The following is a 25,063-nucleotide window of genomic DNA, read 5'->3' on the forward strand; positions in this document are numbered from 1 at the left end:
GCGATATCGAGCCCATAAGACGCATAATATGAAAATCAAGCTATTCCTTCTTTTATTGACAGCGGCTCTCCTCCTGGGGGGCTGCCGCAAGGACGCGGATCCCGTGTCCGACCTGTCGGTAGTGTGCTCCACCACGTCTCTGACCAGAGTGGCAAAGGCCCTGTCCGAAAACACTGCCATCAGTATCCATCAGGTAGTGCCGGACAACGTCAACATCCACACCTTCACTCTGTCCCAAAAGGACATGAAGAGCCTTCACGACGCCGATCTGGTGGTGATCTATTCCCCCGAGCTGGAATTCTGGGCATCCAAAGTCCCCTCGGGCAAGCTGCTGGTCATCAACAAGGACCTGCCGAACTTCGAGCCTATCTATATCGGCAAGGACACCGTGAACCCTCACACCTGGCTGGACCCCGTGTATGAAAGCGAGATCATCGATCTGATGGTCAGCAGGTTCTCCGTCATCAACCCCTCTGCCAAGGAAAGCTTCAGGGGCAAGGCAAAGAGACTGCAGGAAAACATACGCAAGCTGGACAAAAACATCCAGGCAGACGCATCGGCGGGCATGCTGAAGGACGTGTACGTGATATGCTCCCACCCGTCTCTGGCCTATTTCTTCAGACGCTACGGCATAGACAACGTGGACTATATCCAGACGGGAGAAGGCGAAGAGCCCTCCGTCAAGCATCTGAACCAGCTCATCACCAAGGCCAAAAACGCCAAGCGCTGCGTGGTCATATGCGAAGAGCAGTTCGACGACAAGGCCGCCGACACCATCATCAGAGAATCCCGGGCGCGCAAGGTGGAATTCAACCCTCAGACGCCCAACTATGACGACGATATGTGGCGTATGTTCATGAACCTGACAGACTGATGACACCTGCCCTTGAGATCCGCCGCGTTTCTTTCAGGAGAAACGGAGCCTACGTGCTGAAGGATATAGACTTTACCCTGGAAAAAGGAGCCTACGCCACCATCATCGGTCCCAACGGCGGCGGCAAGACCACCTTTATCAAGCTGATATGCGGTCTGCTGAAGCCCTGCGAAGGCTCCATAAAGGTGTTCGGCACAGAACCCGCCAGACAAAAGGTCTGCTACGTCCCCCAGACAAAGGATATAGACAGGACCATGCCCTTCAAGGTGAAGGACGTGATCCTTATGGGCCGCAAGCTGGGTCTCTTTGCAAGGACGGACTCCTCGGACGAAGACGCAGCCGTCAGGGCTGCCCGGGACGCGGGAGTAGAAGCCTTTCTCGACAGGCAGATGAAGGAGCTGTCGGGGGGCGAGCAGCAGAGAGTGCTTATAGCCCGGGCTCTGGCAACCGGCGGCGAGCTGCTGCTTCTGGACGAGCCCATCACCGGCATCGACCCCGGCGGCACGGCAGCTATACACAGGATACTGGAGGAGCTGAAATACAAGGGCAAGACCATAGTGTACGTGAGTCACGACCTGGGGCTCATCTCCGAGGTCACGGACACAGTGGCCTGTATCAACGTCCGGCTGTTTGCCCACGGCTCTCCCTCTGAGGTCATCACAGGTGAAAATCTGAAGGAGCTCTTTGGCACAGGGATGGCCTATCTGTATCACAGACTTGGCTACACTCTCGTGGGCGAGCACACCCACTCCGCAGGAGGTCCCGACTGATGGCGGAAGGCTTGTTTCAATACGAATACATGCGCTATGCCTTTGCCTGCGGAGCCATCATAGGCGTGCTGTGCGCCATCATAGGCGTCTACGTCATCCTCAGAGGCATGAGCTTTCTCGGGGTAGGCATCAGCCATTCCGCCATAGGAGGCACCGCCATAGGCGTAGCGGCAGGCATCCCCACGGAGCTGTCGGCCTTTGTCTATTGCATGCTGACCGTATGGATCATAGGGCTGCTGTCCTCCGAAAACCGCATGAAGCTGGATGCTGCCATCGGTGTGCTGTTTGCCTTTTCCCAGGCTCTGGGCATTTTTATCTTTTCCCTGACGCCCACCCTGCGCTCGGACCTGAACAGCTATCTCTTCGGCAGCATCGTGTCCGTGGACCTGCAGCAGCTGGTGCTGTCCGCCTGCGCTCTGTTGCTCATAGGAGCCGTGCTGATATGCGTGTACAGACCTCTCAATTCCATGATCTTTGACGCGGAGTTTGCCCAGGTATGCGGAGTCAGGGTCACCCTGCTCCACTACCTCCTGCTGCTCCTCACTGCCGTCTGCGTGGTGTGTTCCATGCAGATAGTGGGAGTCTTGCTGGTCTCCGCTCTCATAGTCATTCCCGCCTCGGCGGCCCGTCTGTTGTTCCGCACCATGAAGTCCCTGCTCTTCTCAAGCGCTCTGTTCGGCGCTCTTTCCTGCATACTTGGGCTGGTGATCAGCTATTACACTGACACGGCGCCGGGCCCGGTGATAGTGCTCTTTTCGGGCTTTATCTTTCTCGCCTGCTGGATGCTGAACCGCGCCCGACAAAAATAAACGGGGCTCCCGAAGGAGCCCCTCTTTTTTTGTCTGCTAACCCAGCTCTCTGCCCAAAGCAAAAGCCTTCAGGTTGATCTCCACGAACTTCGGCTTGACCAGAGCCTTGATGGCCTCCAGCCAGATCTCCTCCGGGATGTCGGTGTTCACCGACAAGGCTCCCAGCATTATCAGGTTCGCCACCTTGACGTTGCCCAGCTCCCCGGCCAGCTTCAGAGCGGGGATGATCTTGACGCGGCCAAAGGCGCTGTTGATCTTTTCGTCTATGGCCTCGGGCCATTCCTGCTGACCTGTGGACACGGTGATGGGTCTTATTTCCTGATCGTTCACGTAGCAAATGCCGTCCTCGCTCACCAGATGAGCGTATCTGAGGGCCTCCACCTTTTCAAAGGATATCAGCACGTCCGTGCCGCCGGTGGGCACCAGCGGAGAATACACCTTGTCGGCAATACGCACCTGGCTCATGACGGAGCCGCCGCGCTGGGCCATGCCGTGGACCTCGTTTTTCTTGACGTCCATTCCCGCCAGAAGGGCGGTCCTGCACAGTATTTCACTGGCCAGCAGCGTTCCCTGGCCGCCGACTCCCACGAGAGATATATTTACGGATTTCATTTGCTTTTCTCCTGTATAGCGCCGAATTTGCACAGCTGGCTGCACATGCCGCAGCCCGCGCACAATACGGGATCGATCTTTGCCTGATACCTGTTGCCGGTCTTTTCGCCTCTCAGGATAGCCTGACAGCCCAGCCCGATGCACATTCCGCAGGCCTTGCACTTGTCGGGATCCACAAAGTAGGTCTTGTTGTGCTTCACTCCCGTGAGCATGCAGGGATATTTGCTGATGATGACCGACAGTTCCGGCGCCTCGATCTCTTCTTTGATGGCGTCGATGGTCTCTTTGATATTGTAGGGATTGATGGTCCTTACCCGCTTTACTCCGATACCCTTGCACAGAGCCTCCAGGTCCACGGCGGAGGTAGGCTCGCCTCTCAGAGTGCTGCCGGTGCCCGGATTGTCCTGATGGCCGGTCATAGCGGTGATCCTGTTGTCGGAGATGATGATGGTCCCGTGGGACTTGTTGTACACCATATTCACCAGTCCGGTGATGCCGCTGTGGAAAAAGGTGCTGTCGCCTACGATACCCACCACGGGTCTGGTCTCGCCGCCCTTTTCAAAGCCGTGAGCGTTGGTGATGCCGCCGCCCATGCATATGATGGTGTCCAGAGCGTCAAGAGGCTTCATGAGCCCCAGAGAATAACAGCCTATATCACCGGTGACTATGCAGCCCAGCTTGTTCAGAGCATAAAACACGGGTCTGTGGCTGCAGCCGGGACACAGCACGGGAGGCCGTGCCGGCAGGTCCTGAGCCGGAGCCTTTCTCACAGGCGCGGCTGAGCCGGTGATCTCGGCATAGAAATCCGCCACGCGGTCGGGGTTCAATTCGCCTATCTTGAGCATATCGGAATGAGGAGCCAGACTGATGCCCATGGACAATATCTGCTCTTCCAGATACTTGTCCCCTTCCTCGATCACGTACAGCCTGTCCACCTTGCCGGCAAAAGCGGCGATCTTTTCCCGGGGGATAGGATTGGTAAAGCCCAGCTTCAGCACGCTGACCTGAGGCATGGCCTCCCTGACGTACTGATAGCTGACTCCGCTGGTGACGACGCCTATCCGGGTATCCCTGATCTCTTCGAAGTTGAAGGGGCTCTCCTCGGATATGGCCGCCAGCTTCTTCATTTTTTCCTCGAGCCTTACTCTCATCTGTCTGGCAAAGGCAGGTATGGGGCAGGTGCGGGTCACGTTTTTCTCATATCTGAGGCCGGAGGGCTCTGCTCTCCTGAAATCGCCCAGGTCCACCACGCCGGAGGAATGGCAGACGCGGGTGGTCATACGAAACAGCACCGGCTGCTTGACCTCTTCGCTGAGGGATACGGCAGCCCTGAACATATCGTAGGCCTCCTGGCTGTCCGAAGGCTCGAACATGGGTATCCTGGCAAAGCGGGCCACGTTGCGATTGTCCTGCTCGTTCTGCGAAGAATGCATCCCGGGGTCGTCTGCGCTGACCACCACCATGCCTCCGTTGCCGTCCACGTACGAAAAGGTCATCAGAGGATCCATAGCCACGTTGAGGCCCACGTGCTTCATGGTAGTCATGGAGCGGGCTCCGGCAAAGGATGCGCCGATGGCTACCTCACAGCCCACCTTCTCGTTGACAGACCATTCGGCGTAGATCTCGGGAAACTGCTTGAGATTCTCCATGATCTCCGTAGAAGGAGTACCGGGATAAGAGCTGGCCACGTTGATACCCGCGGCATACGCCGCGTGAGCCACTGCCTCATTGGCAGATAAGACTTTTTTTATTCCCATTGAACAATATCCTTATAATACAAATATGCTAATAATACGCTTAAATATTATACCATACAAGGAGCCGAAAATCAAACGATGCCGCAGACCCGGGGGGACGCGGCATCGCAATAGAGGGTCTTAAGAACCGAAGGCCTCGTCAAAGACTCTGTCGCTCTTGGGGAAGTCCAGGTTGCGCACGAAGCTGCAGGACTCGGTGGCTCCGTAGGCTCTGTCCATCATGGCGTCTTCCCACTCCACGGCCAGAGGTCCCTGGTAGTCAATGTGGTTCAGAGCCCGGATGATGGCCTCAAAATCCACGTCGCCGTGGCCCAGGCTCCTGAAGTCCCAGCCTCTGCCGTTTTCGCCGAAGTTGAGATAGGAGGACAGTATGCCGGACCTGCCGTCCAGCGTCACGGCGCAGTCCTTCATATGGACGTTGTATATCCTGTCTGAGAATTCCATCAGGAAACGGACCGGATCCACTCCCTGCCACTGCAGATGGCTGGGGTCAAAGTTGAAGCCGAAGGACTTTCTGAAGCCTATGGCCTCCAGGGCTCTCTTGGTGGTCACTATGTCAAAGGCTATCTCGGTGGGATGGACCTCCAGGGCAAACTTGATGCCGTTTGCGTCATAGACGTCCAGTATGTCGTTGAATTTGTCGGCAAAATCCTTGTAGCCGGCCTCGATCTGAGCAGGGCTCACGGGAGGGAAAGAATACAGGAGGTGCCATATGGAAGAGCCCGTAAAGCCGTTGACCACCTTCAGACCCAGGGTCCTGGCGCACACAGCCGAATCCTTCAGCTGCTGTATGCCCCAGGCTCTTTTGGCTTCCGGGTCTCCAGCCAGCTCGGCCGGCGCAAAGGAGTCGGAGCGCTCGTCGTCATTGGGGTCGCACACCAGCTGACCGGGGAGATGGCAGCTGAGAGCGGAGATGACCAGACCCGCATCCTCCACTATCTTCTTTTGCTCTGCCAGATATCCGGGATCCTTCGCTCCTCTCGCCACGTCCATATGATCGCCCCAGCAGCACAGCTCCACGCCGTCATAGCCGTAGGACTTGATCATACGCACCAGTTCCTTCAGAGGGATATCCGCAAATTGTCCTGTAAAAATAGATACCAATCTTGACATTTCTACTCTCCTTTTTCGTCAAAGATATTCTTGCATATATTGAAAAAATTGTAGCCGTCCACCACCTCTATATCCAGATCTGGCCTCAGCTCCCGGGTCCTCTCCAGTATTTTTATCACCTCCGAGGGGGAGGTCCAGACTATCCTGAAGATCAAATGTCCGGGCTTGCCGTCCCGGGGTCCCCGAAGGAGCCCGGCCAACACTCCGGCATTTTTCTCCGTGGACGCAAAGTTGCACAGGTCGTTTTCCAGTGTGGTGACGGGCATCTGCTTCCAGTTGTGGTCAGCGGGAGCGGCTCCGCCTTCCATGTGCATATCCATGACTATGGTGGCAAAGCCGTCGGGCGAAAAGGTCCTGAAGGCGTCCTTCACAGGGCCGGTGGGCTGATCCCAGTCCAGCACCATGGGCGACAGGCTCATATCGTACCGGTCATAATACTTCTTGTTGTGGGCTGCAAAGGCCGGGAGCCTCTCCGCGGGTATCCTGTTGGGATTGAAGTAGCCGGCGCAGCTGGCGTCGGCGGCTATGACGTCGGCATCCGTTCTCGTCTCGTAGATATAGTCCATGATATCGGGATAGGTGTCGGCGAGAGATGGGTTGATGCCCCAGGTAAAGGGCGCGGAGCCTCTTTCCGGGTCGGACCAGTATTCCGGAAGAAAATCATAGAGAGGCGTGGCGCTGTCATAATCCGCCATGAATACGGACACGTAGGTCTTGGTGGGATCGGGCTCGATGAGCTTCGGTCTCCCCTGCCTCACCTTCCGGGGAACAAAGTGGGAGTGTACCGACTGATTGTAGCAGTCGCTGGCCACAGTGTTCTGATAGCAATTATAGGGGCTTATGACGTAGACCGTCTCCCATTCGGTAGGCACGGGCTCGTGACTGGACCGGTGGCCTCCGTGCCGGGAATACTTGTTGAAGCAGAAAAAGCCGCAGACCTCGGTGAACTCTCCGGGACCCCGGCGCTCATCCAGAGCCTGAAGCATCATCCGATAGGTCTCCAGATCGGTCCCGAGCCTCTGCCCCTCGTCATCCGCCGGCGGCTCATCGCCCCAGGGGGACAGATCGTACACAAAGCCTCTGTTCATGACGGACCAGTCTCTGGTGATAGTATAGCGCACAGAGCCCGCGCTCCTGGATTGCCAGGCGTCTTCATACAGATACAGATATTTCACCGAACAACGGGGAAGGTATTCCCCGATGGCGTATCTGTATGCGTCGTTCTTGGCGGAGCCGGTGACGGAGCCGTCAAACCTGCCCCTGAAGTCTTCCTTTATGGGCAGCTGCCACTTGTCCGAATACACCTGAGCCTGCTCAGGACTCATGACCAAAGAGTCCTCCAGACCCGCAAAGGTGGTGGCCAGATTCACTGTGGCGGGCACCATGGGGTCCCAGACCACGATCCCTTTCACCAGCTGCCGGGCCAGATGAAAGACCTCATCCAGCGAATCCAGGGTGACTCTTTCGTATTCGGACAGCCATCTGCCTCCGGACTGCATCACGTCCAGCCAAAACCGGGCTGAAGGCACCCTGATGCGGCTGTGCCGAGCGCAGGGATCCTCCCGGGGGATCACGTAGAGACAGGGCTCCTGTCTGTTGACCAGACCCTGCAGGCAGGCCAGTATGAGAGAGCGGTCGTAGGCTTCTTCGGGAGAAGCGGAGGGCTCGGGGGTATAAATATACAGCGTTTTCACAGCACACATCCTTTGACCAGCAGCAGATTGCCGTAGATACGCTCCTCGCCGGTCTGTATCACGGCATAGGCCTTCTCCGCACGCCTGTAAAACTCCTGCCTCTCCACCAGTCCCAGCCCGGCGTCTGGCCTGAGGCCTTTAAGGGTGGCGGTGAACTCCGCCCATATTTCCGGGTCCGCCATGCCCTTCTCCCTGTCGGAAGGGGTCAGGTCCATGACGCAGGCCGGATAAGCGGTATAGTCAAAGTCCAGAGGCAGCAGGCCGGATATGGCCTCAAAGAGGTCCGACGCTCCGCAGCCCTGGGAGCGGATCAGCACGCCCGTTGCGGTGGAGCGGGCTATACGCTCGCCCGGAAAATTGGCGTCGGCTATGATAAGGGTATCGCCATGACCCATGTCCGACAGGCATTTGAGCATGTCGCCGGTAAGTATCTTGGGTATATTATTCAGCACTTTTCGTCTCCTGATACTGCTGCGCCGGGGAGCCCGCCATCAGAGGCGCGGGGCCCGGGACGCCGCTTGTCGTATATATTTTACAGAATAATACGCGCCGTGTCAACAACAGACAGGGACAAATTCCCCATCCGGGCAGTATCTCCGAAAATATGCTATAATATTTTTGATAACGACATCAAGGCGGACCCGATGCTTTCATCATTTATCAGTATCATCATTTGTCTTACCATAGTGCTTGCCGGCTTTGGCGCCGGGCTCCTCGTCGAGCGTTTCACATCCGGCGGCGACAAAAGCGCCGGCGAAAGGTTTGTCACAGACACGTCTCTGGGTCTGGGCTTCGTATCCCTCGTCTGTTTTGCTTTTGGAGCCCTTCACCTCTACTCCTCTCCCGGCATATACGCCCTGCTGGCCCTCCTGCTCATCGGCGCAGTCCGGGGCGGCGTCACAGCCTGCCGGATGCTGCTCTCCGCATATCAAAGGGCCATGGCCAGACACGCTGCCGGGGCCGCCGGCAAAAAGAAGGCTGCGCAGGCCCCACGGGCCAACCGGCTCCATATGCTCATATACGCCATAGTGAGCCTGATACTGCTTCTCTGTCTCATCAACGCTCTCGCTCCCTCCGTCAGCGACGACTGGGATTCTCTGGCTTATCATCTGTCCGTGCCCAAGATGTTTCTCCAGCACGGCGGCTTTTTCAGGATAGACGGCATCTCCCACTCCAATTTCCCCATGTTTCAGGAGCTGCTGTATATCCCGGCCATATTTCTGGGTCATCCTGTGGGCGGCAAGCTCATGAGCTGGGTGTTCTGCATATTCACCATTTGCGCGGCGGGATATACTGTCTCCCGGCATTTCGGCAAGCAGAGCGTCCCCGTCACGGTCCTTGCCATTGCCTCTATGCCCATATATCTCTGGCTGGCTTCCACTGCCTATATAGACGTAGCGACAGGCCTGTATTCGGTGCTGGCTCTGTCATTCATGCTCAGCTATCTGGACCACCGACGCCCCGGTGATCTTCTGGGCCTGGGACTGGCTCTGGGGATAGAGGCCTCGGTAAAATTCACCGGCCTGCAGTTCATGCTTATTTTTGCTCTGTGGCTGGCAGGCGACAGCCTGATCCGGGAAAAGCGCTTCCCTCTGAAGGCTCTCCTTTGGATGCTGGCGCCGGCTGTCCTCGTGTGTCTCCCCTGGTATCTGAAGACCTTCATATACACCGGCAATCCCGTATATCCCTTCTTTTACGGTCTTTTCGGCGGCAGAGGCTGGGACCGGGCGCTGGCCGACGTCTACGCCTTCAAGCAAAGTCTCTTCGGAGCAGGCCACAGCATCAGAGGCTTCGTGCTGACTCCCATCAAAATGACCACCAATCCAGAGCTCTTTTATGATCAGCCGGGGCTTTACGTGGGCCCTGTGATACTGATGATATTCCCCTGTCTGTGCCTGCTGGTGCAGACCCGGGGCCGCAAGCTGACGGGGCTGGGAGCCATGATACTGCTCCAATACGTCATCTGGTTCGCCCTTACCCATCAGAGCAGATACCTCCTGCCCATGTTCATCTACTCGGCCATATTCATCGCCGCCGTCATACACAGCATCAGAGGCATCAGAGCCGTAAGAGGCGTCCTGACGGCCATCTTTCTCTTGTCGGCAGGCATCACACTTCTGCAGATGAACACCACTGCCTTCAGGATGGAGCGGTTTGCCGTAGTCACCGGCAGTATCACCCAAAAGGAATACGTCACCAAATATTTCAGTCCCTACAGAGCCGATATGTTCGTCAACAGCCTGAAGGAAAAGGATATGAAGGTGGCTCTTCTGGGAGATACCCGGGGCTTTTATCTGGACAAGCCCTACGTATGGGCCGATTCTTCCCACAACCTGCCCTTCAACAAAGAATACGAGACGCCGGAAGAGCTGGCCGAGAATCTGCTCGATAACGGCTGTACTCACGCCATGGTGTCCTTCGGCTATCCCGGCATAGGCCGGCGTGAATCTGCGGCAGGCAACAATCTCCGCATATTTGAAGCCATAGACGCAGGCTATCTCGCTCAGGTATTTCCGGAAGAGCGCTATGACCCGTCACAGGTCTTCCTCTTCCGGGTCATCCGGCCGAAAAAATGAAGAAAAAGCTGCTTGTCGCCTGCATCATCCTTGTCCTTCTCGGCGCGGGAGCCGGCGGGTATATATACTATCAACGACTCTCCGGACACAAAAAGGCCGCCCGGGGAGCGGGAGCCCTGCTCACCCTCCTTGCTGCGGAGGAGTCATCCTCCTCCCGGGACAGCGCAGATATACCTCTGGGGACCCCTGCGGAGGGCACTCCCGTGGACAAGGACGACGCTCCCGAATACGCCCGGGAATATATGGTCGACACGGACCGGGTGGTATATAACATCCACGAAGCCCCGGACCTCATCATCATAGATTCCCGGCCCAAAAGCCGGGGACGCACCTCTCTCTTCTTCAGGGAAAACCACATGCCCGGAGCTCTGGTCACCGACAAACAGCAGATAGGCAGCTTCGTGCTGGAAAAGGGCCACGATCTGCTGTGGCTCAGAGACAAAAAAGGCGCTCTCCTGTGGGCAGCAGACCTCACTGACCCGCTGCACAGCAAGCCCAAGAGAGACACAGTGTATGATGCCGAGGACGGCCCGAAGCAGTGCCTGCTGACTCTGGTGACCACCGGCGTCACCGTATTGCATGCCAACGAAAAGCTGACTCTCGACACCCGCGTCAGGACCATTGAGGACGGCAGAGCCGTCATAGTCCGCAGGACCCTGCGGGAATACCTGCGTTCCTTCAACATAGGCTCCGAAGACCCTGTTCCCGTATCCGGCAGGCTCACCCCTTCAAAGGCGGAGGTCACCTACGGCGACGGGACCCGGGAGACCTTCGACAGATAAAAAAACGGCGCGCGAATATCGCGCGCCGGTCCTTGCCCGGTCTAATAAGGCTTGTTCTTCAGGAGATCCGCAAACAGATCCGCAGAAAAGTCTGCCCGCTTGTCCTCCGACATGGGGATATAGTCGTATATCTTCATGCTCTTTTCCCAATACCTCTGTCTCACAGACTGCCTGTCCGGGTCGTCTCCTGCCAGCTCCAGGAATATCCGGGCAAACCACAGCAGGTCATTCCTGTATTCCTCCGGATCCGGAAAGAGAGGCAGACTGCAGCGGGACACGTCGGCTGCCTCCAGATGCTCGATCATCTCTCCGTAGGTCTCTCTCAGAGCCTGCCGGGACCACTGATGCCTGGGGAAGTGGCCCCAGCCCGTGTCCACTATCTCAAAGGCTTCAAAGAGCTCGCCCAGAGCCCTGTGCTCTTCGCCGAATACCTGAGCGCAAAAATCACCGGATATCATATCCGGGTCCGCATCGGGATCGGTCATGAGCCTGGCCGCCGCGTATTGGGACATCAGATTCAGCTTGGGAGTCATGGTGTAGCTCATGCCGCCTGAATAAGGCGCCGACGAGCGCCATTCCCTGATCTTCTGGGACATTCTGGGCAGGCGCCAGTGGGGATAAGTGATGAGCTCTCCTTCCGACAGGGAATAATCCCAGGTGATGATCTCTCTCTTTTTGGCTATCTCCCTGGCCCACTTCTTGGCGGGACCGCCCTGCTCGTAGGTGGCGTTGGAACTGAAGCCCAGATTGATCTCCACGAAGGTATCCTCCGGGAACCGGTCCAGCCGGGCCAGAAGATACTCCATGGCAGCCTTTGCTCTGTCCATCCTGCCGTTCCAGATGGGTATTTCCCAGCCGGACGCTTTGAACTCCTGCTCCATCTTTGCCCAGGTGTCCGAGTCGTCGGACATGGGGAAGGAATCGGTCCCCCATCCGGAGAAGGGCGCTCCCCAGGTGCTGAGGCTCACTCTGGTCTCCGGGCGGTTGGCCTTGATGATGCCCGCGATCTCCAGAGAAGTGTCGATATACTCCTCGTGAGTGCAGCCGTGTCTGGCGCAGCCCCCGGGATCTCCGGGGAATATGCAGATGATATCCGGCTCCGAGAGGGCCTTTGACCAGTGATCCCACAGGCTGAGAATGAGCTGCTTTTCTTCGGGCACGTTGGGGCAGGCAAAGAACCATTTCTGGCCTATGGTGTTGATGATCATCAGCACCTTGACCCTGAGACCGGTTTCGTGAGCGGCCGCGATGGCCCTGTTGATCTCCCGGGTAAAATCTGCCTGCACCTTTTCTCCGGCGAGTGCCTCCCGGGAAAACATGGTGGGCGGCAGCCAGAACTCCAGCACGTTGAAGCCAAAGCTCTTCAGCATGACGCAATACCGTCGCCAATCCTCCGAGGACCAGCGATTGGGAGCGTCGGGAAATATGACGTTGGCATTCCAGTGGTTCTGGAGATGCTCCGCCAGGTTCACGTAACAGGAACGGTGAGAAAAATAAGGTGTCATATCGCTGCGAGGCGCCGGAAGCCTCTATTCATCCAGCCGGTCTCTCAGATAACCCTTGACCTTGTCCAGGGATACCTTGGTCTGCTCCATGGTGTCTCTGTCCCGGACCGTGACGCAGCCGTCTCCCTCGATGGTGTCAAAGTCCACGGTGACGCACCAGAGGGTACCCACTTCGTCCTGCCGTCTGTAGAGCTTGCCGATGGAGCCCGTGTCGTCATACTGCACGGCCATGGTCTTCTGCAGGTCGCCGACCAGCTTTTTGGCAGTGGACACTATCCGGGGCTCGTTGCGCTTCAGAGGCAGCACTGCCGCTTTGATGGGAGCCAGCTCCTTGGCAAACTTCAGCACGGTGCGTTTTTCGGTCTTGTCTCCCTTGGGCACCTCTTCCTCGGTGTAGGCTTCGCACAAAAAGGCCAGGATGGACCTGTCGCAGCCGGCGGAGGGCTCTATGACGTAGGGTATGACGTGCTCCTTCTTGTCTTCGTCGAAGAAGGTCAGCTTTTTCCCGGAGCCCTCGGAATGTCTGCCCAGATCATAATCGGTCCTGTTGGCAATGCCTTCCAGCTCGCCCCAGCCGAAGGGGAACAGATATTCTATATCAGTGGTGCCCTTGGAATAAAAGGCCAGCTCTGCGGGATCGTGAGGCCGCAGCTGCAGGTGCTCCCGGGAAATGCCGTATTTCTGATACCAGGCGTATCTCTCGCCTACCCAATACTCAAACCATTCGTCATCGGTCCCGGGCATGCAGAAAAACTCCATCTCCATCTGCTCGAACTCTCTGGTCCTGAAGGTAAAGTTGCCGGGGGTGATCTCGTTTCTGAAAGACTTGCCTATCTGTCCTATGCCGAAGGGCAGCTTTTTGCGGGTGGCGTTCTGCACGTTCTGAAAATTGACAAAAATACCCTGAGCAGTCTCGGGTCTCATGTATATGGTGGTACCGGATTCCTCCACGGGCCCCATATTGGTCCTGAACATACAGTTGAACTGTCTGGCCTCTGTGAGCTCGCCGCCGCATTCGGGGCACACCTTCACGTTGTCCAGATGGTCTGCCCTGAAGCGCTGCTTGCACTGCTTGCAGTCCACCAGAGGGTCGTTGAAGTTGGTCACGTGGCCGGACACCTCCCAGACTCTGGGATGCATGAGTATGGCGGCGTCTATACCCACCGTGTCTTCACGGTTGGAGATCATATCCCGCCACCAGGCTTCCTTTACGTTTCTTTTCAGCTCTATGCCCAGAGGACCGTAGTCCCAGGTGCTGGCGAGACCTCCGTAGATCTCCGAAGACTGAAAAATGAGGCCCCGGTTCTTGCACAGGGACACTATCTGCTCCATATCTGTCATTATAGGCAACTCCTGTCTTTTATGCGTTATCCCGCAGAATGATCGTAAACAATTAAATTATATTATAAAAAGGCTTTTCTTGTCAAACGAAGGAGACGGTCACTCTATGACGGTCTGCCTGCCGTCCAGAAATACGGGCTGGGTCAGCAGCGCGTTGCCGCCGGTATCATAAGCCTTGATCCTGACGTACATCTCGTCCCCTTTTATCTCGTATTCCGCTTCGGGGCCCGTCGACGCTTTGAGGAGCGCGCCATGACGCCCTATGAACTCGATGCGATAGCTCCTGTCGGCATCCTTCAGTCTGACAGAGGCCCGATCCCGGGAGAGGAGGCAGGACTCCAATTCCGGCCCGGTGGTGGAGTAAAAGGCGCCCCTTCTCAGAGAGGAGAGTACGTTTTCCTCGGTCAGGGACTCCGCCTCCAGCATTATCCAGGCCATTCCCGGCGAATTGCGTCTGTGGCGCAGCGAAGAGTCATAGACGTGAGCGTCATCCGTGCCGGTGCCGTACACAGTGCGTCCCGCGGTGAGCAGCGTGTCCCAGATCCTTTCGTGAGAGGGAAAAGCGGGCGAGCCCTCGTTGGGCACGCCTGAATGCATGTTGATGACCTCCATGAGATAGGGCTCAGTGATATGCAGTATCTCGTCGAAGGAATAGGCGTAGCGGAAATTGGGGTGGTTCAGCATGGGGATACCGCCCGCTGCCAGAGTGTCGGTCACACAGGCCCCTGCCTGCCGGGCAAGCGAATCGCGTATCTCTTCCGTCCGGATCCCGGCGTGGATGCCTATGGCGTTGGCGTGAAACGGGACCAGAGTCCCCATCCTGTTCCTGCACATAAAGGACAGCTCCTGAGCGCCCAGAAGCAGCAGCCCCTCGGGCTTGCGCTTCACGGACAGGGCGGGATCGTAATACACGGAGTGATCGCTGAAGGCCGCAAAGTCAAAGCCCAGCTCCCCGTAAGTCCGGGCAGCCAGATCCGGGTCGCCGTCGCCGTCGGACAGATTGGTGTGCAGATGCAGCTGGCCTTTGAATACACGGGCATAGGCCCTGCCGGACAGTATGACCGCAAGGGATATAAGCAGAATGAAGAACATGTAGCCTCCTGTGTAATGACGATTGGATCGCAGGACCCCACGGTTTTCATTCGCAGGCCCTCATATATTATAGCACATCAGGCCGTTTTGTTTGTAAAACAGGCGTGAAATCTGATATAATAATATTATAGCAGGCCGGGCAATCGCACTATACGTGAGGAAAGTCCGGGCTTCAGAGGGCAGGATGACTGCTAACAGCAGCCGGCAGCGATGCCAGGGAAAGTGCCACAGAAAAGAAAACTCCGGTCTTCCGGAAAAGCTGAAACGGCGGTGTAAGAGACCACCGGTCCCGCCGAGAGGCGGGAGCCTGGTAAACCCCATCCGAAGCAAGGTCAAATAGGAAAGCTGCATCCGGCGGCCCGCCGGAGCTTTCGGGTAGTACCGCTGGAGGCCGGCAGCAATGCCGGTCCGAGACAGATGATTGCCTATTACAGAACCCGGCTTACAGGCCTGCTATCTCTTGTTTTTGGGACGGCGCTTATTTTGACAGACGAGGAAAAGCTTACCAGACAGATAGAGGAGATAGCCGAATACATCCACAAAAAGAAGCTGGAGGTCCCGGCCATCCTGTTTTTGGAGACCAACAAGCCTCTGGCGCTCTTCAACGGAGCGGCTGTCACCGCCTCCATACCCTTTCTCGGCGCGGTGTTTTCCGCCGACAAGCTGAAGGTATTGTCGGAGGTGCTGTCCGACAGACGCAACGTCGAGCTTTTGATCAGGGCCTTGGAAGAAAAGGCCGGGAGTGACTAATTATGGCATCACACGCTACGCTTTCCGTGTACGTATTGGAAACGCTGCTCATATTTTTCATACTGCTGAGGATATTTCAGGCCAGAGGCGGCAGGGAGCTCTTTATCAGGCGCATCTCCGGCCTCAACGCCATTGACGAGGCCATCGGCAGGAGCACCGAGATGGGCAAGCCCCTGCTCTACTGCTTCGGCATGTCCGGCTTCGGCATCGTGGGGCTTCAGAGCCTTGCCATCATGAGCCATATTGCACGGCGCTCCGCCGTGTTCGGCTCCAGGCTGGTATCAGCCTATTCCGATTCGCTGCTTCTCGCTGCGGGCAATGAGGTCACCAAGGAAGCCTATGAGGAAATGGGCGTGCCCGACCTCTATGACCCCGAAAACAGCAAATATCTGTCGGACAACCAGTTCGCATACACCTCTGCGGTAGTGGGACTTACCCACAGGGAAAAGCCCGCCTCTGTGGTGTATATGGGCTATTTTGCCGGAGAGGCCCTGATCCTCACGGAAAACGGGCAGCAGCAGGGAGCCATCCAGATAGCCGGCACGCCCGAGACCATACAGGTGCCGTTTTTCCTGGCCTCCTGCGACTACACCATCATCGGCGACGAATATTTTGCAGCCGCCGCCTATCTCTCCCGGGAGCCCACTATGCTGGGCAGCCTTTCGGGGCAGGATCTGGGCAAGGCGACTCTGGCCCTGTTTATCATCGTGGGCGCACTTCTGTCCACCCTGTCGGCCCTGGGCATAGACAACAGTATCATCAACATGCTGCTTGGCAGCTTATTTGCATATAACGGAGTATGACATGGCAAACAAACGCAAAGACTCTTCCATCAATGTCCCGCTGGTGGTGATCCTTCTCATCATCGTATGCGGCATTGCCTTTGTGATCTCATACAGCAACAGAGAGGGCAAGAGAGACACAGGCTCCCTGCCTCCTCCCAACATAAAGCCGGATATCACCCCGGACAGTGACGCCGGATCCGATGAGCCGCAGACCGTTTCGGAGCCGCGGCCGGCCCCCGGGCCAGAAAGACCGGCGCCGAAAGAAGAAGCCAAGGCAGCAAAAGACACAAAAGAGAGAGAAAAACCGGCAGAGGTCAAGTCCTCTCCGTCCAAAAACAAAGAGACCGCCTCGCCCAAAAAGTCCGGCAGTTCCCCGGCTCCCAAAAAGATGTCAAAGGAAGATATGTTGGAGCAGCTCAATCGGTTTGACCGGAAGCACAACGAAAACGCGGCCGCCTCGCAGGCCGCCGCAGAGCCTGCCGCTCCCGCTGCCGAGCCTGTTGCTCCCGCAGCCGAGCCTCAGGAGGCACCTGAGCCTGCAGCAGAGCAATAAAGGCAGGACAAGAGACCATCCATGAAGACGTATCACATCACACTGCTCGCGGCGATCAGCTTCGCCCTCTGCCTTATCTCAGGTGTTTCTCTTGCGGGAGAAGTCCTGCCTCTTTCTCTGGAGGAGGCTATTCTACGGTGCGAGACAGCCAACCCCGGCATACAGGCCAAAAGAGAAGCTCTTGAAGCCGCAAGTCACAAGGTAGATCAGGTCAGGGGGATATCCTCCGGGACTCTGGCTCTGGCCGGCAACTACACCCTGCTGGACAAAAAGCTGACTACTCCCACCAGGCTGGATACCGACAACCCGGCCCTCGCCGACCTTCTGGCTCCCGTAGTCGCGGTATTGGGAGGCATTCCCGACGTTTATCTGGGTCCCAGAAATCAGGTGCATCTCGTGGCCGCGTACACCCTGCCCCTTTATACCGGCGGCAAGCTGCCTCTCAGCATCAAAGCCGCAGAAGAAGAGCTCGGCGCCGGTGAGATGAAGCTGGAGTCGGACATTGACGACCAGGCCTTCAGCGCCGCCGACTACTATCTGCTCACTCTGCTGACGGACGCCCTGGTGGACGTGAACCGCGAAGCCCTTGACACAGTCCGCCTCCACGCTCAGCAGGCCCGGGCGGCTTATGAGGTGGGCACTGTGGCCAAATACGACGTGATCAGAGCGGACACTGCCGTCAAGGACAGAGAGAGGCTCCTTTCCGAAGCCGAGACAGACCACCGGGCTGCGGAGCTGGCCCTGAAGACCATTCTGGCCCTGGACGAGGACACGGAGCTGCAGCTCACGGACAGCCTCTCCTTTGACGCCGGGGAACAGGACCCCGACGCCCTGCTTGCTCTGGCGAGAGACCACAATCCCGGCCTCAAAGCCCTTCAGGGCAAGGTGACCGCCGCCGGCTTCAAGACCAAGGCGGAAAAGGGTGGCGCCCGGCCTCAGATATCTGCCATGGCCGCAGGCCAGCTCCTCACGGGCAACATCAACGGCGCCGAGCCCAAATGGCTGGTGGGCCTCAACGTGACCATGAACATTTTTGACGGCGGCATCACCGGGTCCCGGATCAAGGAATCCGCAGCGCAGGAAAGCGTTGCCAGGCTGGAGCTGGAGAACACCGACAGCCTTCTGGAGCTGGGTATACGCACCGCCTGCCTCAAGCTGCAGACCGCTGTGAAATCCCTGGAGGCAGCCAGAGAATCCATAGTCCTTTCGAAGGAGGCTCTGCGTCTGGCCGAAAAGCGTTTTGAGACAGGCAACGGCACAGGCATAGAGGTCATAGACGCCCAGACCGCCCTTTCCGCAGCTGAAGCGGCGGAAAAGGCCGCCATGTATCAGGGCAGAAAATGTCTGCTGACCATAGACAAATACTGCGGCACCATAAGGAAATAACGAAATGAAAGCATTGATCGGAATAATATTGGTATTGTTGATATCGGCTGTGGCATGGGCCGGTACCGGGAGGTCTGACATGATCATCATAGCTCACAGAGGCAATTCCTCCGCCTTTCCCGAGAACACTCTCGAGGCCTACAAAAGCGCCATCGAGATGGGGGCGGACTATATCGAAACGGACATCTGGCTGTCCAAAGACGGCGTGCCCGTCATGCTTCACGACGGCAATCTCAACAGGACCGGCGGCGTGGACAAAAACGTGGCCGACATGACCTTTGACGAGATACGCCGGGTGGAGGTCAATTACCCGGGCAAATTCGGCGACAAATACAGCGGCATACTGGTTCCCTCCGTGGAAGAGGTGCTTACCCTCTGCAGGGACACCGGCGCCAGAGTGTGTCTGGAGATGAAGACCATCGCCGCCTGCGGCCCGGTGAAAAAGCTCATGGAAAAGACCGGCTTCAGGGAGGAAATGGCCATCATACTGGTCTGGACCAACGACAACGTCAAAGAAGCCTACAAATACTTCAAAAAGGCCCCCATCTACCACCTGGCTCCTCTGGGCGGCTACAAAAACGCCGAGGACAAGGACGCCTATTTCAAAGAAATGAGACAGGCAGGCCTGAGAGGTCTGGACGTGAACGCCGGGGAGCTCTTCGGTATGCCCGAGGAGGAGATGAACAGATACGTGTTCCTGGCCAAAAAATACGGCATGCCCATAGTGCTGTGGACCGTGGACGACGAGGCCACCATGCACAGGATCTTTGACGTGGAAGTCAAGGGCAAGGCCACTACTGCCCGCCTGAGCGGCATCACCACCAACGTGCCCGCCATGGGCATGGAGGTCAGAAAGCAGCGGACCGGAGAATAATATGCTGATATTTGCCCACAGAGGAGACTCCGGCAACTTTCCGGAAAACACACTGCCTTCCTACAGATCCGCTTCGGAGATGGCTCCCGACTACGTGGAAGCTGACGTCAGACTGTCCGCCGACGGCCAGGTGGTCATCAGCCACGACAACAATCTGAAAAGGACCGGCCGGACAGACCGCTCCATATCGGACATGACTCTGGAGGAGATCAGGGATATAGACGTCTCCTTCAGAGACAAATTCGGAGACAAATATTCCCCCTGCAGGGTCCCTACAGCCCGGGAAGCCCTGTCTCTCTTTGCCGAATACGGCCAAAAGTCCATTCTGGAGCTCAAGGACCCCGAAGCGGCTCCTCAGCTGAAGCGCATCATGGACGAGGTCGGCTACGCCGAGAAAGGCAACATCATAGAGGTCTGGAGCCTCAAGGATGCGGAGTATGCCCAAAAGTATTTTACCCGGGCCTTCTTCTACTTCGTCAGCACCAACTTTGACGAATACTCCGCATGCCCGGACAAAGCGGAATATTTTGCCGCTCTGCGCAGAGCCGGCATTTCGGGCTGGGCCTTCAAATACGCAAAGCTGAGCGATATAGACCGGGATGAATTCATCTATCTGGCCAGGATATACCGCATCACCCTTCTCGCATGGAATCTGGACGACGAGAACACCGTCAGAGAGGCTCTGTCTCTCTCTGTACGAAGAAACGGCATCACCGCCCGAATAGGAGCCATTTCTTCCAACTTTCCCGCTATGCTCCTCAGGGTCAGAGCGGAAATGCCCCTCTCGTAAAGAATAGCCTGTTGTTACGGAGCCACATATGAAAAAGCTGTTGCCTATAGCCATTGTGCTTTTGTTTATAGTATGCCTTTCCACCATCACCGTGCTCATATCACGGCGCAGCGCAACGGAAAACACCGAGGCCTATGACGGGACCGTGGAGTGCGACGAGACCGACGTAGCCAGCAAGATACCCGGCCGCCTCGCTTCAGTTCTCGTAAAGGAAGGAGAATATGTCAAAAAGGGTCAGCTCCTGGCCGTAGTGGAGACCAAAGAGATAGACCAAAAGCTCATCCAGGCCCGCAGCGCCCAGAGCGCCATAGGAGCCCAGGAAGAAAAGGCCCTTTTGGGAGCGGATATAGAAAGGCAGCTCCTCGCAGACGACCTGCAGGCCAAGGAGCTGAAGCTCAAGGCCGCCCGCGAGGACTACAAAATGGCCATTTCCGCCACCCGTCCCGAGCAGATCAAAATGGCAGAGGCAGACCTGAAGGCCAAAGAAGCCGCTCTGCGCATGGCCCAGGAGGGTCCCAGAGCAGAGACCAAGCGCAAGGCCCGCATAGCCTATGACGTCAGCGCCAAGGCCGCAGAGACTGCCAAGGCTGCCTACGACAGAGTCGCCACCCTCTATGAGGAAGGCGTGGTCCCCAAGCAAAAGGAAGAAGAAGTCCGTCTGCAGTGGGAAAAGGCTCAGGCTCAGCTGGACGCCGCCCGGGAGGACCTGGACATGGCGGAGCGGGGAGCCCGTCCCGAGGAGCTGGAGCAGCTCACCGAGGCTGTCAACGCCGCCAGGGCCCAGCTGGAGCTGGCCAAAAAAGGCGCCCGTGACGAGCAGAAGCAGCAGGCCAGGCTGGCTCTTGAAGGGGCCGAGGTGGCCGTCAGAGCTGCCCGGGAGGCTCTCAAAAAGGCCGACCTCACTCTGAAGGACGCCAGCGCTGCCGCCTGGCAAAAGGAAGCAGCCAAGGCAGGAGCAAATCTGGCAGGCATAGCCAAGGAAGACTCCCGGATCACCGCGCCCGCAGACGGCTATATTTCCACGGTGATACCCAAGGAGGGCGAGCTCATCAGCGCCGGCTATCCTCTCTTCACCATAGTCTCCGACAGCAATTACAGGGTCAAGGTGTATATCCCCGAGACCATGTCCCAAAGATTCGGCATAGGCAAGCAGGTCAGAGTGCTGATCCCTGCCGTGGGCGACGACCCGGTAAAGGGTACGGTCACCGGAGTATCTGCCGCCGCAGATTTTGCCACCAGAGTGGCCACCAATCAGCAGGGCTCCTTTGACGTGAGATATATAGAGCTGACCATCAGCCTGCCCGACTCACAGCCGCAGCTCAAAAACGGCATCACCGCCAGACTGCTCCCCTGACAGGCCATGTTTCGCATCCTGAAGAGAGAGCTGGGGTATATAGCCAACAACAGGATCCTGGCAGCCATCACCATACTCATGCCCCTTGTGTGGGCGCTGATACTGGCAGGCGTGTTTTCCGAGAAGACCGTCACCGGGCAGCCCTCTGCCATCATGGATCTGGACGGCAGTCCCCTCTCTGCGCAACTGGTGGAAAAGAGCCTGCAGGCTTCCCCATGGTTCGACGTAAAATACTACCCGCGGAGCATGACCGAGGCCAAAAGGCTCTTTGACGCTAACCGCATACAGGCTCTCTTTATCATTCCCGAGGGCTTTGAACGGGACGTAAAAAGCAAAAAAAGAGTGGTGGTGGAGGTAGAGCTGGGCAAGCAAAATCTGGCCTCCGGCAGCGTCCTTTCCGTAAAGGCGGGAGAGCTCTTTTCCACCCTGTCGGGTCAGATAGAATTCAGGGCAAAGGAAAGAGATATGCCTCCCTCCGCCGCCATGGCCTCCGTGCTGCCCGTAAGAGAAAGCTTTCACTTTCTCAACAACCCGGCCTTTGTCAACAATTACGCCGCTTTTCTGGCGCTGGGCATGTTTCTCAACTGTGTGATGGTGGCGGCCATGTTTTATCCCACCAGGTGCCTGCTGAGAGAGATCAAGGATCTGACCGAGACCGAATATCATTCCTGCCCCAGTCCCTTCAGGCTGCTGCTGGGGAAGACCATAGCCTATCTGCTGGTGGTGTTTCCGGGCTGCATCCTGGGTCTGCACGCCTGCATCCTGTTTTGCCATGTCCCCCTCAGCGCTCCTCTGTGGCAGCTGTGGGCCCTCACCCTGTGGTTTTGCGCCATCTGCGCCTGGATCGGCATGTCCATACCCGTGCTCTTCAACAATCAGGAGTTCGGCTTCAGCGCCGCCGCCATCCTGTTTATGCCCAGCTTTCTGGTCAGCGGCTACACCTGGCCCGACTACATGATGCCCGGATTGCTGCAGATATATTCCGACGCCATGCCCCTCAAGTATTATCTGTTCGCCATGAGGGAGCTCACCTACGGCAAATATCTCAATTATGATCTCACGCCCTACATCAACGGCCTCATGCTCTGGACCTGCGCCGCCTTTGCTCTGGCCTTTGCCATGACTCTTATCCTCATCTACAGGACGGGAAAAGCCTATGATGAATGAGTATTACAGAGTCCTGGGGCTCATCTTTTCCAAGCCGGGCATACTGGTGATATTTGTGCTGGGGCCCATAATCTACCCTCTGATCATGGGCAGCGTATATCTGGCCGGACGCACTCAGAACGTGCCCGCCTGCGTGGTGGACATGGATTCGTCTGCTCTGAGCCGCAGGTATATCGATATGCTGGATCAGAGTCAGGACCTGCATATAGTAAAAAAGGTCACTTCGATGCCCGACATACAAAGGGCCTTTGAAAAGCACGAGGTGTATTTTGGCATCGTAGTGCCCCGGGGCTTCGAAAGGTCTGTCAAGAAGGGCAAGCCCACCACCATAGCAGTCTATGGAGACGGCATCAATCTGATACCCGCTATCATAGGATACAAGGGCATCCGCACCGTGACGGCCACCTTCAACGCGGGTGTGAAGATCGGTGTCATGACCAAAAAGGGCGTTCCCGCCGAGGCGGCCTACGCCGCGGCGCTGCCCCTCTCGTCGGACGTCAACGGACTCTACAATCCGTCCAACAATTACAACAGCTTCATACTGCCGGCGCTGCTGTGCATCATATTCATGCAGATCACCTTTATAGGCATCAGCGCCGTCACATATGAAAAGCGCTCCCACAGCCTGGACAAGGTGGCAGGCAGCTATGAGGGCTCCTATTGGCTCTACGGCTCTTTTTTGGCGTATCTCACTCTCATGATACCCATGACAGTGATGAGCGCCCTCTTTTCCTACGCCCTGTTTGACTTCACGGTAAACGGCAGCCTTTTGCCCGTGTTCTGCGTGACGGTGCTCTTTGAGGCGGTGATAGTGCTGCTGGGCATCTTTCTCACCAACACCTTCGAAGACACCATGGGCATCATGATCTGCCTTATGTACGTCTCGGTGCCCATTTTTCTGGTATCCGGCGGCAGCTGGCCCCTGGAAGCCATGACTCCCTTCGTGCGGGGTCTGTGTCTGGCCTCTCCTCTGACCCTCTACGTCAATATCACCAGAAGGCTGGTCACGGTGGGCGCAGACCCATGGTATGTCAGGGAATACGTGTTCGGCCTGATGCTGTGGCTGTTGGGAGCTCTGGGGCTGGCGAGATACTCGGTGCACAATTTCCAGAAACACCTGCCCGCCTACAAAGCCCGCAAGGCCCGCATGAAATCCGGGTCCTGACGGTCTGTATCGTTAATAAACATATTCATTATAATCGGAGGCTATTTTGAAACTCGGAACCAAATGTATCCAGACGGGCTGGCAGCCCAAAAACAGCGACCCCAGGGTCCTGCCCATTTATCAAAGCACCACCTTCAAGTTTGACACGGTGGAATACGTGGGTGAGCTGTTTGATCTGAAGCACTCGGATCACTTCTATACCAGGCTGTCCAACCCCACTCTCGAGTGCGTGGAAAACAAGATCAGCGCCCTTGAAGGAGGCGTGGGAGCCCTGCTGACCTCCTCCGGAATGTCGGCTTCGTACATAGCAGTCATGAACATTCTGCAGGCCGGAGACCACATGATCTCCACCTCCTGCATCTACGGCGGCACCTACAATCTCTTTTCCGTCACTCTGCCCAAGATGGGCGTCGAGGTCACCTTTATAGACCAGGATGCATCGGATGAGGAGATATCGGCAGCCTTCAGGCCCAACACCAAGCTGGTCTTTGGCGAGACCATAGCCAACCCGGCTCTGGCAGTGCTGGATATCGAAAGACTGGCCGGGATAGCCCACGCCCACAATTGCCCTCTCATCGTGGACAACACCTTCCCCACCCCTATCCTGTGCCGCCCCTTCGAATGGGGAGCCGATATAGTGGTCCACGCCACCACCAAATACATGGACGGCCACGCAGTGGCTATAGGAGGCGTGGTAGTGGACAGCGGCAACTTTGACTGGGGCTGCGACAAAAAGTTTGCCAATATCACAGACAAGGACCCCTCCTATCACGGTCTCAGCTACACGGAAGCCTTTGGCAAGGCTGCTTACATAGTCAAATCCCGCGCCCAGCTCATGAGAGACCTGGGTATGCAGGCTGCGCCCATGAACGCCTTCCTGCTGAATCTGGGTCTGGAGACCCTGCACCTGCGCATGAGGCAGCACTCTGCCAACGCTCTGGCCGCAGCGGAATTCTTTGCCTCTCATCCCGGCGTGGAATGGGTCAATTATCCCGGCCTCACCACCGACAAATACTACCCGCTGGCCCAAAAATATCTGCCCGACGGGCAGGCCGGCGTCATCTCCATAGGCATCAAGGGCGGCAGAGAGGGAGCTGTCAGGTTTATGGAAAAGGTCAAGATGGCCGCTCTGGTGGTCCACGTTGCCGACGCCAGGACCAGTGTCCTGCATCCCGCCAGCGAGACCCACAGGCAGCTGACGGACCAACAGCTGATAGACTGCGGCATTTCCCCGGAAATGGTCAGAGTCAGCGTGGGAATAGAAGACATCGAAGATATCATAGCCGATTTCAGTCAGGCTCTCGAATAACACGC

23 protein-coding genes and 1 other RNA gene are annotated in these 25,063 nt (G+C 57.0%); 16 read left to right on the forward strand and 8 right to left on the reverse strand.

All coding sequences use genetic code 11. The features are described 5' to 3' along the window. Nucleotides 1-28 precede the first annotated feature (28 nt). Genes IK083_01615 through IK083_01625 form a run of 3 tightly spaced genes read left to right on the forward strand, consistent with a single transcriptional unit; the run spans nt 29 to nt 2,453 of the window. A complete protein-coding gene (locus tag IK083_01615; protein ID MBR4748257.1) occupies nt 29-874 on the forward strand; it encodes a zinc ABC transporter substrate-binding protein in 846 nt (281 codons plus the stop codon). Continuing rightward, nucleotides 874-1,644: a metal ABC transporter ATP-binding protein gene (locus tag IK083_01620; protein ID MBR4748258.1), complete on the forward strand. Its 771-nt coding sequence runs from the start codon at nt 874-876 to the stop codon at nt 1,642-1,644. The genes IK083_01615 and IK083_01620 overlap by 1 nt, the downstream gene beginning before the upstream one ends. Next, nucleotides 1,644-2,453, forward strand: a complete 810-nt coding sequence (locus tag IK083_01625; GenBank protein MBR4748259.1) for a metal ABC transporter permease — start codon at nt 1,644-1,646, stop codon at nt 2,451-2,453. Before IK083_01620 ends, IK083_01625 begins: the two co-directional genes overlap by 1 nt. 36 nt (nt 2,454-2,489) lie before the next feature. Here IK083_01625 and IK083_01630 read toward each other — a convergent pair whose 3' ends face one another. From IK083_01630 to IK083_01650, 5 genes are all read right to left on the reverse strand, one after another. Beyond that, on the reverse strand, nt 2,490-3,065 hold the full coding sequence (locus tag IK083_01630; GenBank protein MBR4748260.1) for an indolepyruvate oxidoreductase subunit beta: 576 nt from the start codon (nt 3,063-3,065) through the stop codon (nt 2,490-2,492). Beyond that, nucleotides 3,062-4,816, reverse strand: a complete 1,755-nt coding sequence (gene iorA, locus IK083_01635; protein ID MBR4748261.1) for an indolepyruvate ferredoxin oxidoreductase subunit alpha — start codon at nt 4,814-4,816, stop codon at nt 3,062-3,064. Before iorA ends, IK083_01630 begins: the two co-directional genes overlap by 4 nt. 126 nt (nt 4,817-4,942) lie before the next feature. Next, the gene (locus IK083_01640; protein ID MBR4748262.1) at nt 4,943-5,935 is read right to left on the reverse strand and encodes a sugar phosphate isomerase/epimerase; all 993 of its coding nucleotides are present in this window, start codon (nt 5,933-5,935) and stop codon (nt 4,943-4,945) included. Nucleotides 5,936-5,937: 2 nt separating this feature from the next. Continuing rightward, nucleotides 5,938-7,629, reverse strand: coding sequence for a hypothetical protein (locus IK083_01645; GenBank protein ID MBR4748263.1), 1,692 nt, complete (start codon nt 7,627-7,629; stop codon nt 5,938-5,940). Continuing rightward, entirely contained in the window at nt 7,626-8,081 is a 456-nt protein-coding gene (locus IK083_01650; GenBank protein ID MBR4748264.1) for an RbsD/FucU family protein, read from the reverse strand. The genes IK083_01645 and IK083_01650 overlap by 4 nt, the downstream gene beginning before the upstream one ends. Nucleotides 8,082-8,273: 192 nt before the next feature. On the opposite strand from IK083_01650, the gene IK083_01655 reads away from it, so the two are divergent. Both IK083_01655 and IK083_01660 read left to right on the forward strand, forming a co-directional pair. Beyond that, nucleotides 8,274-10,205 carry a glycosyltransferase family 39 protein gene (locus IK083_01655; protein ID MBR4748265.1) on the forward strand — a complete coding sequence of 644 codons (1,932 nt, stop codon included), beginning with the start codon at nt 8,274-8,276 and terminating at the stop codon, nt 10,203-10,205. Continuing rightward, nucleotides 10,202-10,987, forward strand: a complete 786-nt coding sequence (locus IK083_01660; protein ID MBR4748266.1) for a hypothetical protein — start codon at nt 10,202-10,204, stop codon at nt 10,985-10,987. Before IK083_01655 ends, IK083_01660 begins: the two co-directional genes overlap by 4 nt. A 41-nt stretch (nt 10,988-11,028) precedes the next feature. Here IK083_01660 and IK083_01665 read toward each other — a convergent pair whose 3' ends face one another. From IK083_01665 to IK083_01675, 3 genes are all read right to left on the reverse strand, one after another. Beyond that, complete coding sequence (locus IK083_01665; GenBank protein ID MBR4748267.1) at nt 11,029-12,492, reverse strand: hypothetical protein; 1,464 nt, start codon at nt 12,490-12,492, stop codon at nt 11,029-11,031. Between the two features lie 24 nt (nt 12,493-12,516). Continuing rightward, entirely contained in the window at nt 12,517-13,833 is a 1,317-nt protein-coding gene (locus tag IK083_01670; GenBank protein ID MBR4748268.1) for a glycine--tRNA ligase, read from the reverse strand. Nucleotides 13,834-13,932: 99 nt separating this feature from the next. Further along, nucleotides 13,933-14,925 (reverse strand): hypothetical protein, encoded by a 993-nt coding sequence (locus IK083_01675; GenBank protein MBR4748269.1) that lies wholly within the window; start codon nt 14,923-14,925, stop codon nt 13,933-13,935. Between the two features lie 127 nt (nt 14,926-15,052). On the opposite strand from IK083_01675, the gene rnpB reads away from it, so the two are divergent. The 11 genes from rnpB to IK083_01730 all read left to right on the forward strand — a co-directional run bounded on the left by rnpB (nt 15,053) and on the right by IK083_01730 (nt 25,058). Next, nucleotides 15,053-15,386: RNase P RNA component class A (gene rnpB, locus IK083_01680), an RNA gene on the forward strand. A gap of 22 nt (nt 15,387-15,408) precedes the next feature. Further along, entirely contained in the window at nt 15,409-15,675 is a 267-nt protein-coding gene (locus IK083_01685; GenBank protein MBR4748270.1) for a hypothetical protein, read from the forward strand. Nucleotides 15,676-15,677: 2 nt separating this feature from the next. Beyond that, a complete protein-coding gene (locus tag IK083_01690; GenBank protein MBR4748271.1) occupies nt 15,678-16,478 on the forward strand; it encodes a hypothetical protein in 801 nt (266 codons plus the stop codon). 1 nt (nt 16,479) lies between these two features. Continuing rightward, nucleotides 16,480-17,013, forward strand: a complete 534-nt coding sequence (locus tag IK083_01695) for a hypothetical protein (protein ID MBR4748272.1) — start codon at nt 16,480-16,482, stop codon at nt 17,011-17,013. Nucleotides 17,014-17,034: 21 nt separating this feature from the next. Next, nucleotides 17,035-18,399: a TolC family protein gene (locus IK083_01700; protein ID MBR4748273.1), complete on the forward strand. Its 1,365-nt coding sequence runs from the start codon at nt 17,035-17,037 to the stop codon at nt 18,397-18,399. Between the two features lie 79 nt (nt 18,400-18,478). Next, nucleotides 18,479-19,273, forward strand: a complete 795-nt coding sequence (locus tag IK083_01705; GenBank protein MBR4748274.1) for a hypothetical protein — start codon at nt 18,479-18,481, stop codon at nt 19,271-19,273. 1 nt (nt 19,274) lies between these two features. Beyond that, nucleotides 19,275-20,063, forward strand: coding sequence for a hypothetical protein (locus IK083_01710; protein MBR4748275.1), 789 nt, complete (start codon nt 19,275-19,277; stop codon nt 20,061-20,063). Nucleotides 20,064-20,091: 28 nt separating this feature from the next. Beyond that, nucleotides 20,092-21,417, forward strand: coding sequence for an HlyD family efflux transporter periplasmic adaptor subunit (locus tag IK083_01715; GenBank protein MBR4748276.1), 1,326 nt, complete (start codon nt 20,092-20,094; stop codon nt 21,415-21,417). Between the two features lie 6 nt (nt 21,418-21,423). Then, the gene (locus IK083_01720) at nt 21,424-22,584 is read left to right on the forward strand and encodes an ABC transporter permease (protein MBR4748277.1); all 1,161 of its coding nucleotides are present in this window, start codon (nt 21,424-21,426) and stop codon (nt 22,582-22,584) included. Continuing rightward, on the forward strand, nt 22,574-23,749 hold the full coding sequence (locus tag IK083_01725) for an ABC transporter permease (protein MBR4748278.1): 1,176 nt from the start codon (nt 22,574-22,576) through the stop codon (nt 23,747-23,749). The genes IK083_01720 and IK083_01725 overlap by 11 nt, the downstream gene beginning before the upstream one ends. Before the next feature lie 43 nt (nt 23,750-23,792). Continuing rightward, nucleotides 23,793-25,058, forward strand: a complete 1,266-nt coding sequence (locus tag IK083_01730; protein MBR4748279.1) for an O-acetylhomoserine aminocarboxypropyltransferase/cysteine synthase — start codon at nt 23,793-23,795, stop codon at nt 25,056-25,058. The last annotated feature ends 5 nt before the right edge of the window (nt 25,059-25,063 follow it).

This window comes from Abditibacteriota bacterium (assembly GCA_017552965.1).
Taxonomy (GTDB): domain Bacteria; phylum Armatimonadota; class UBA5829; order UBA5829; family UBA5829; genus RGIG7931.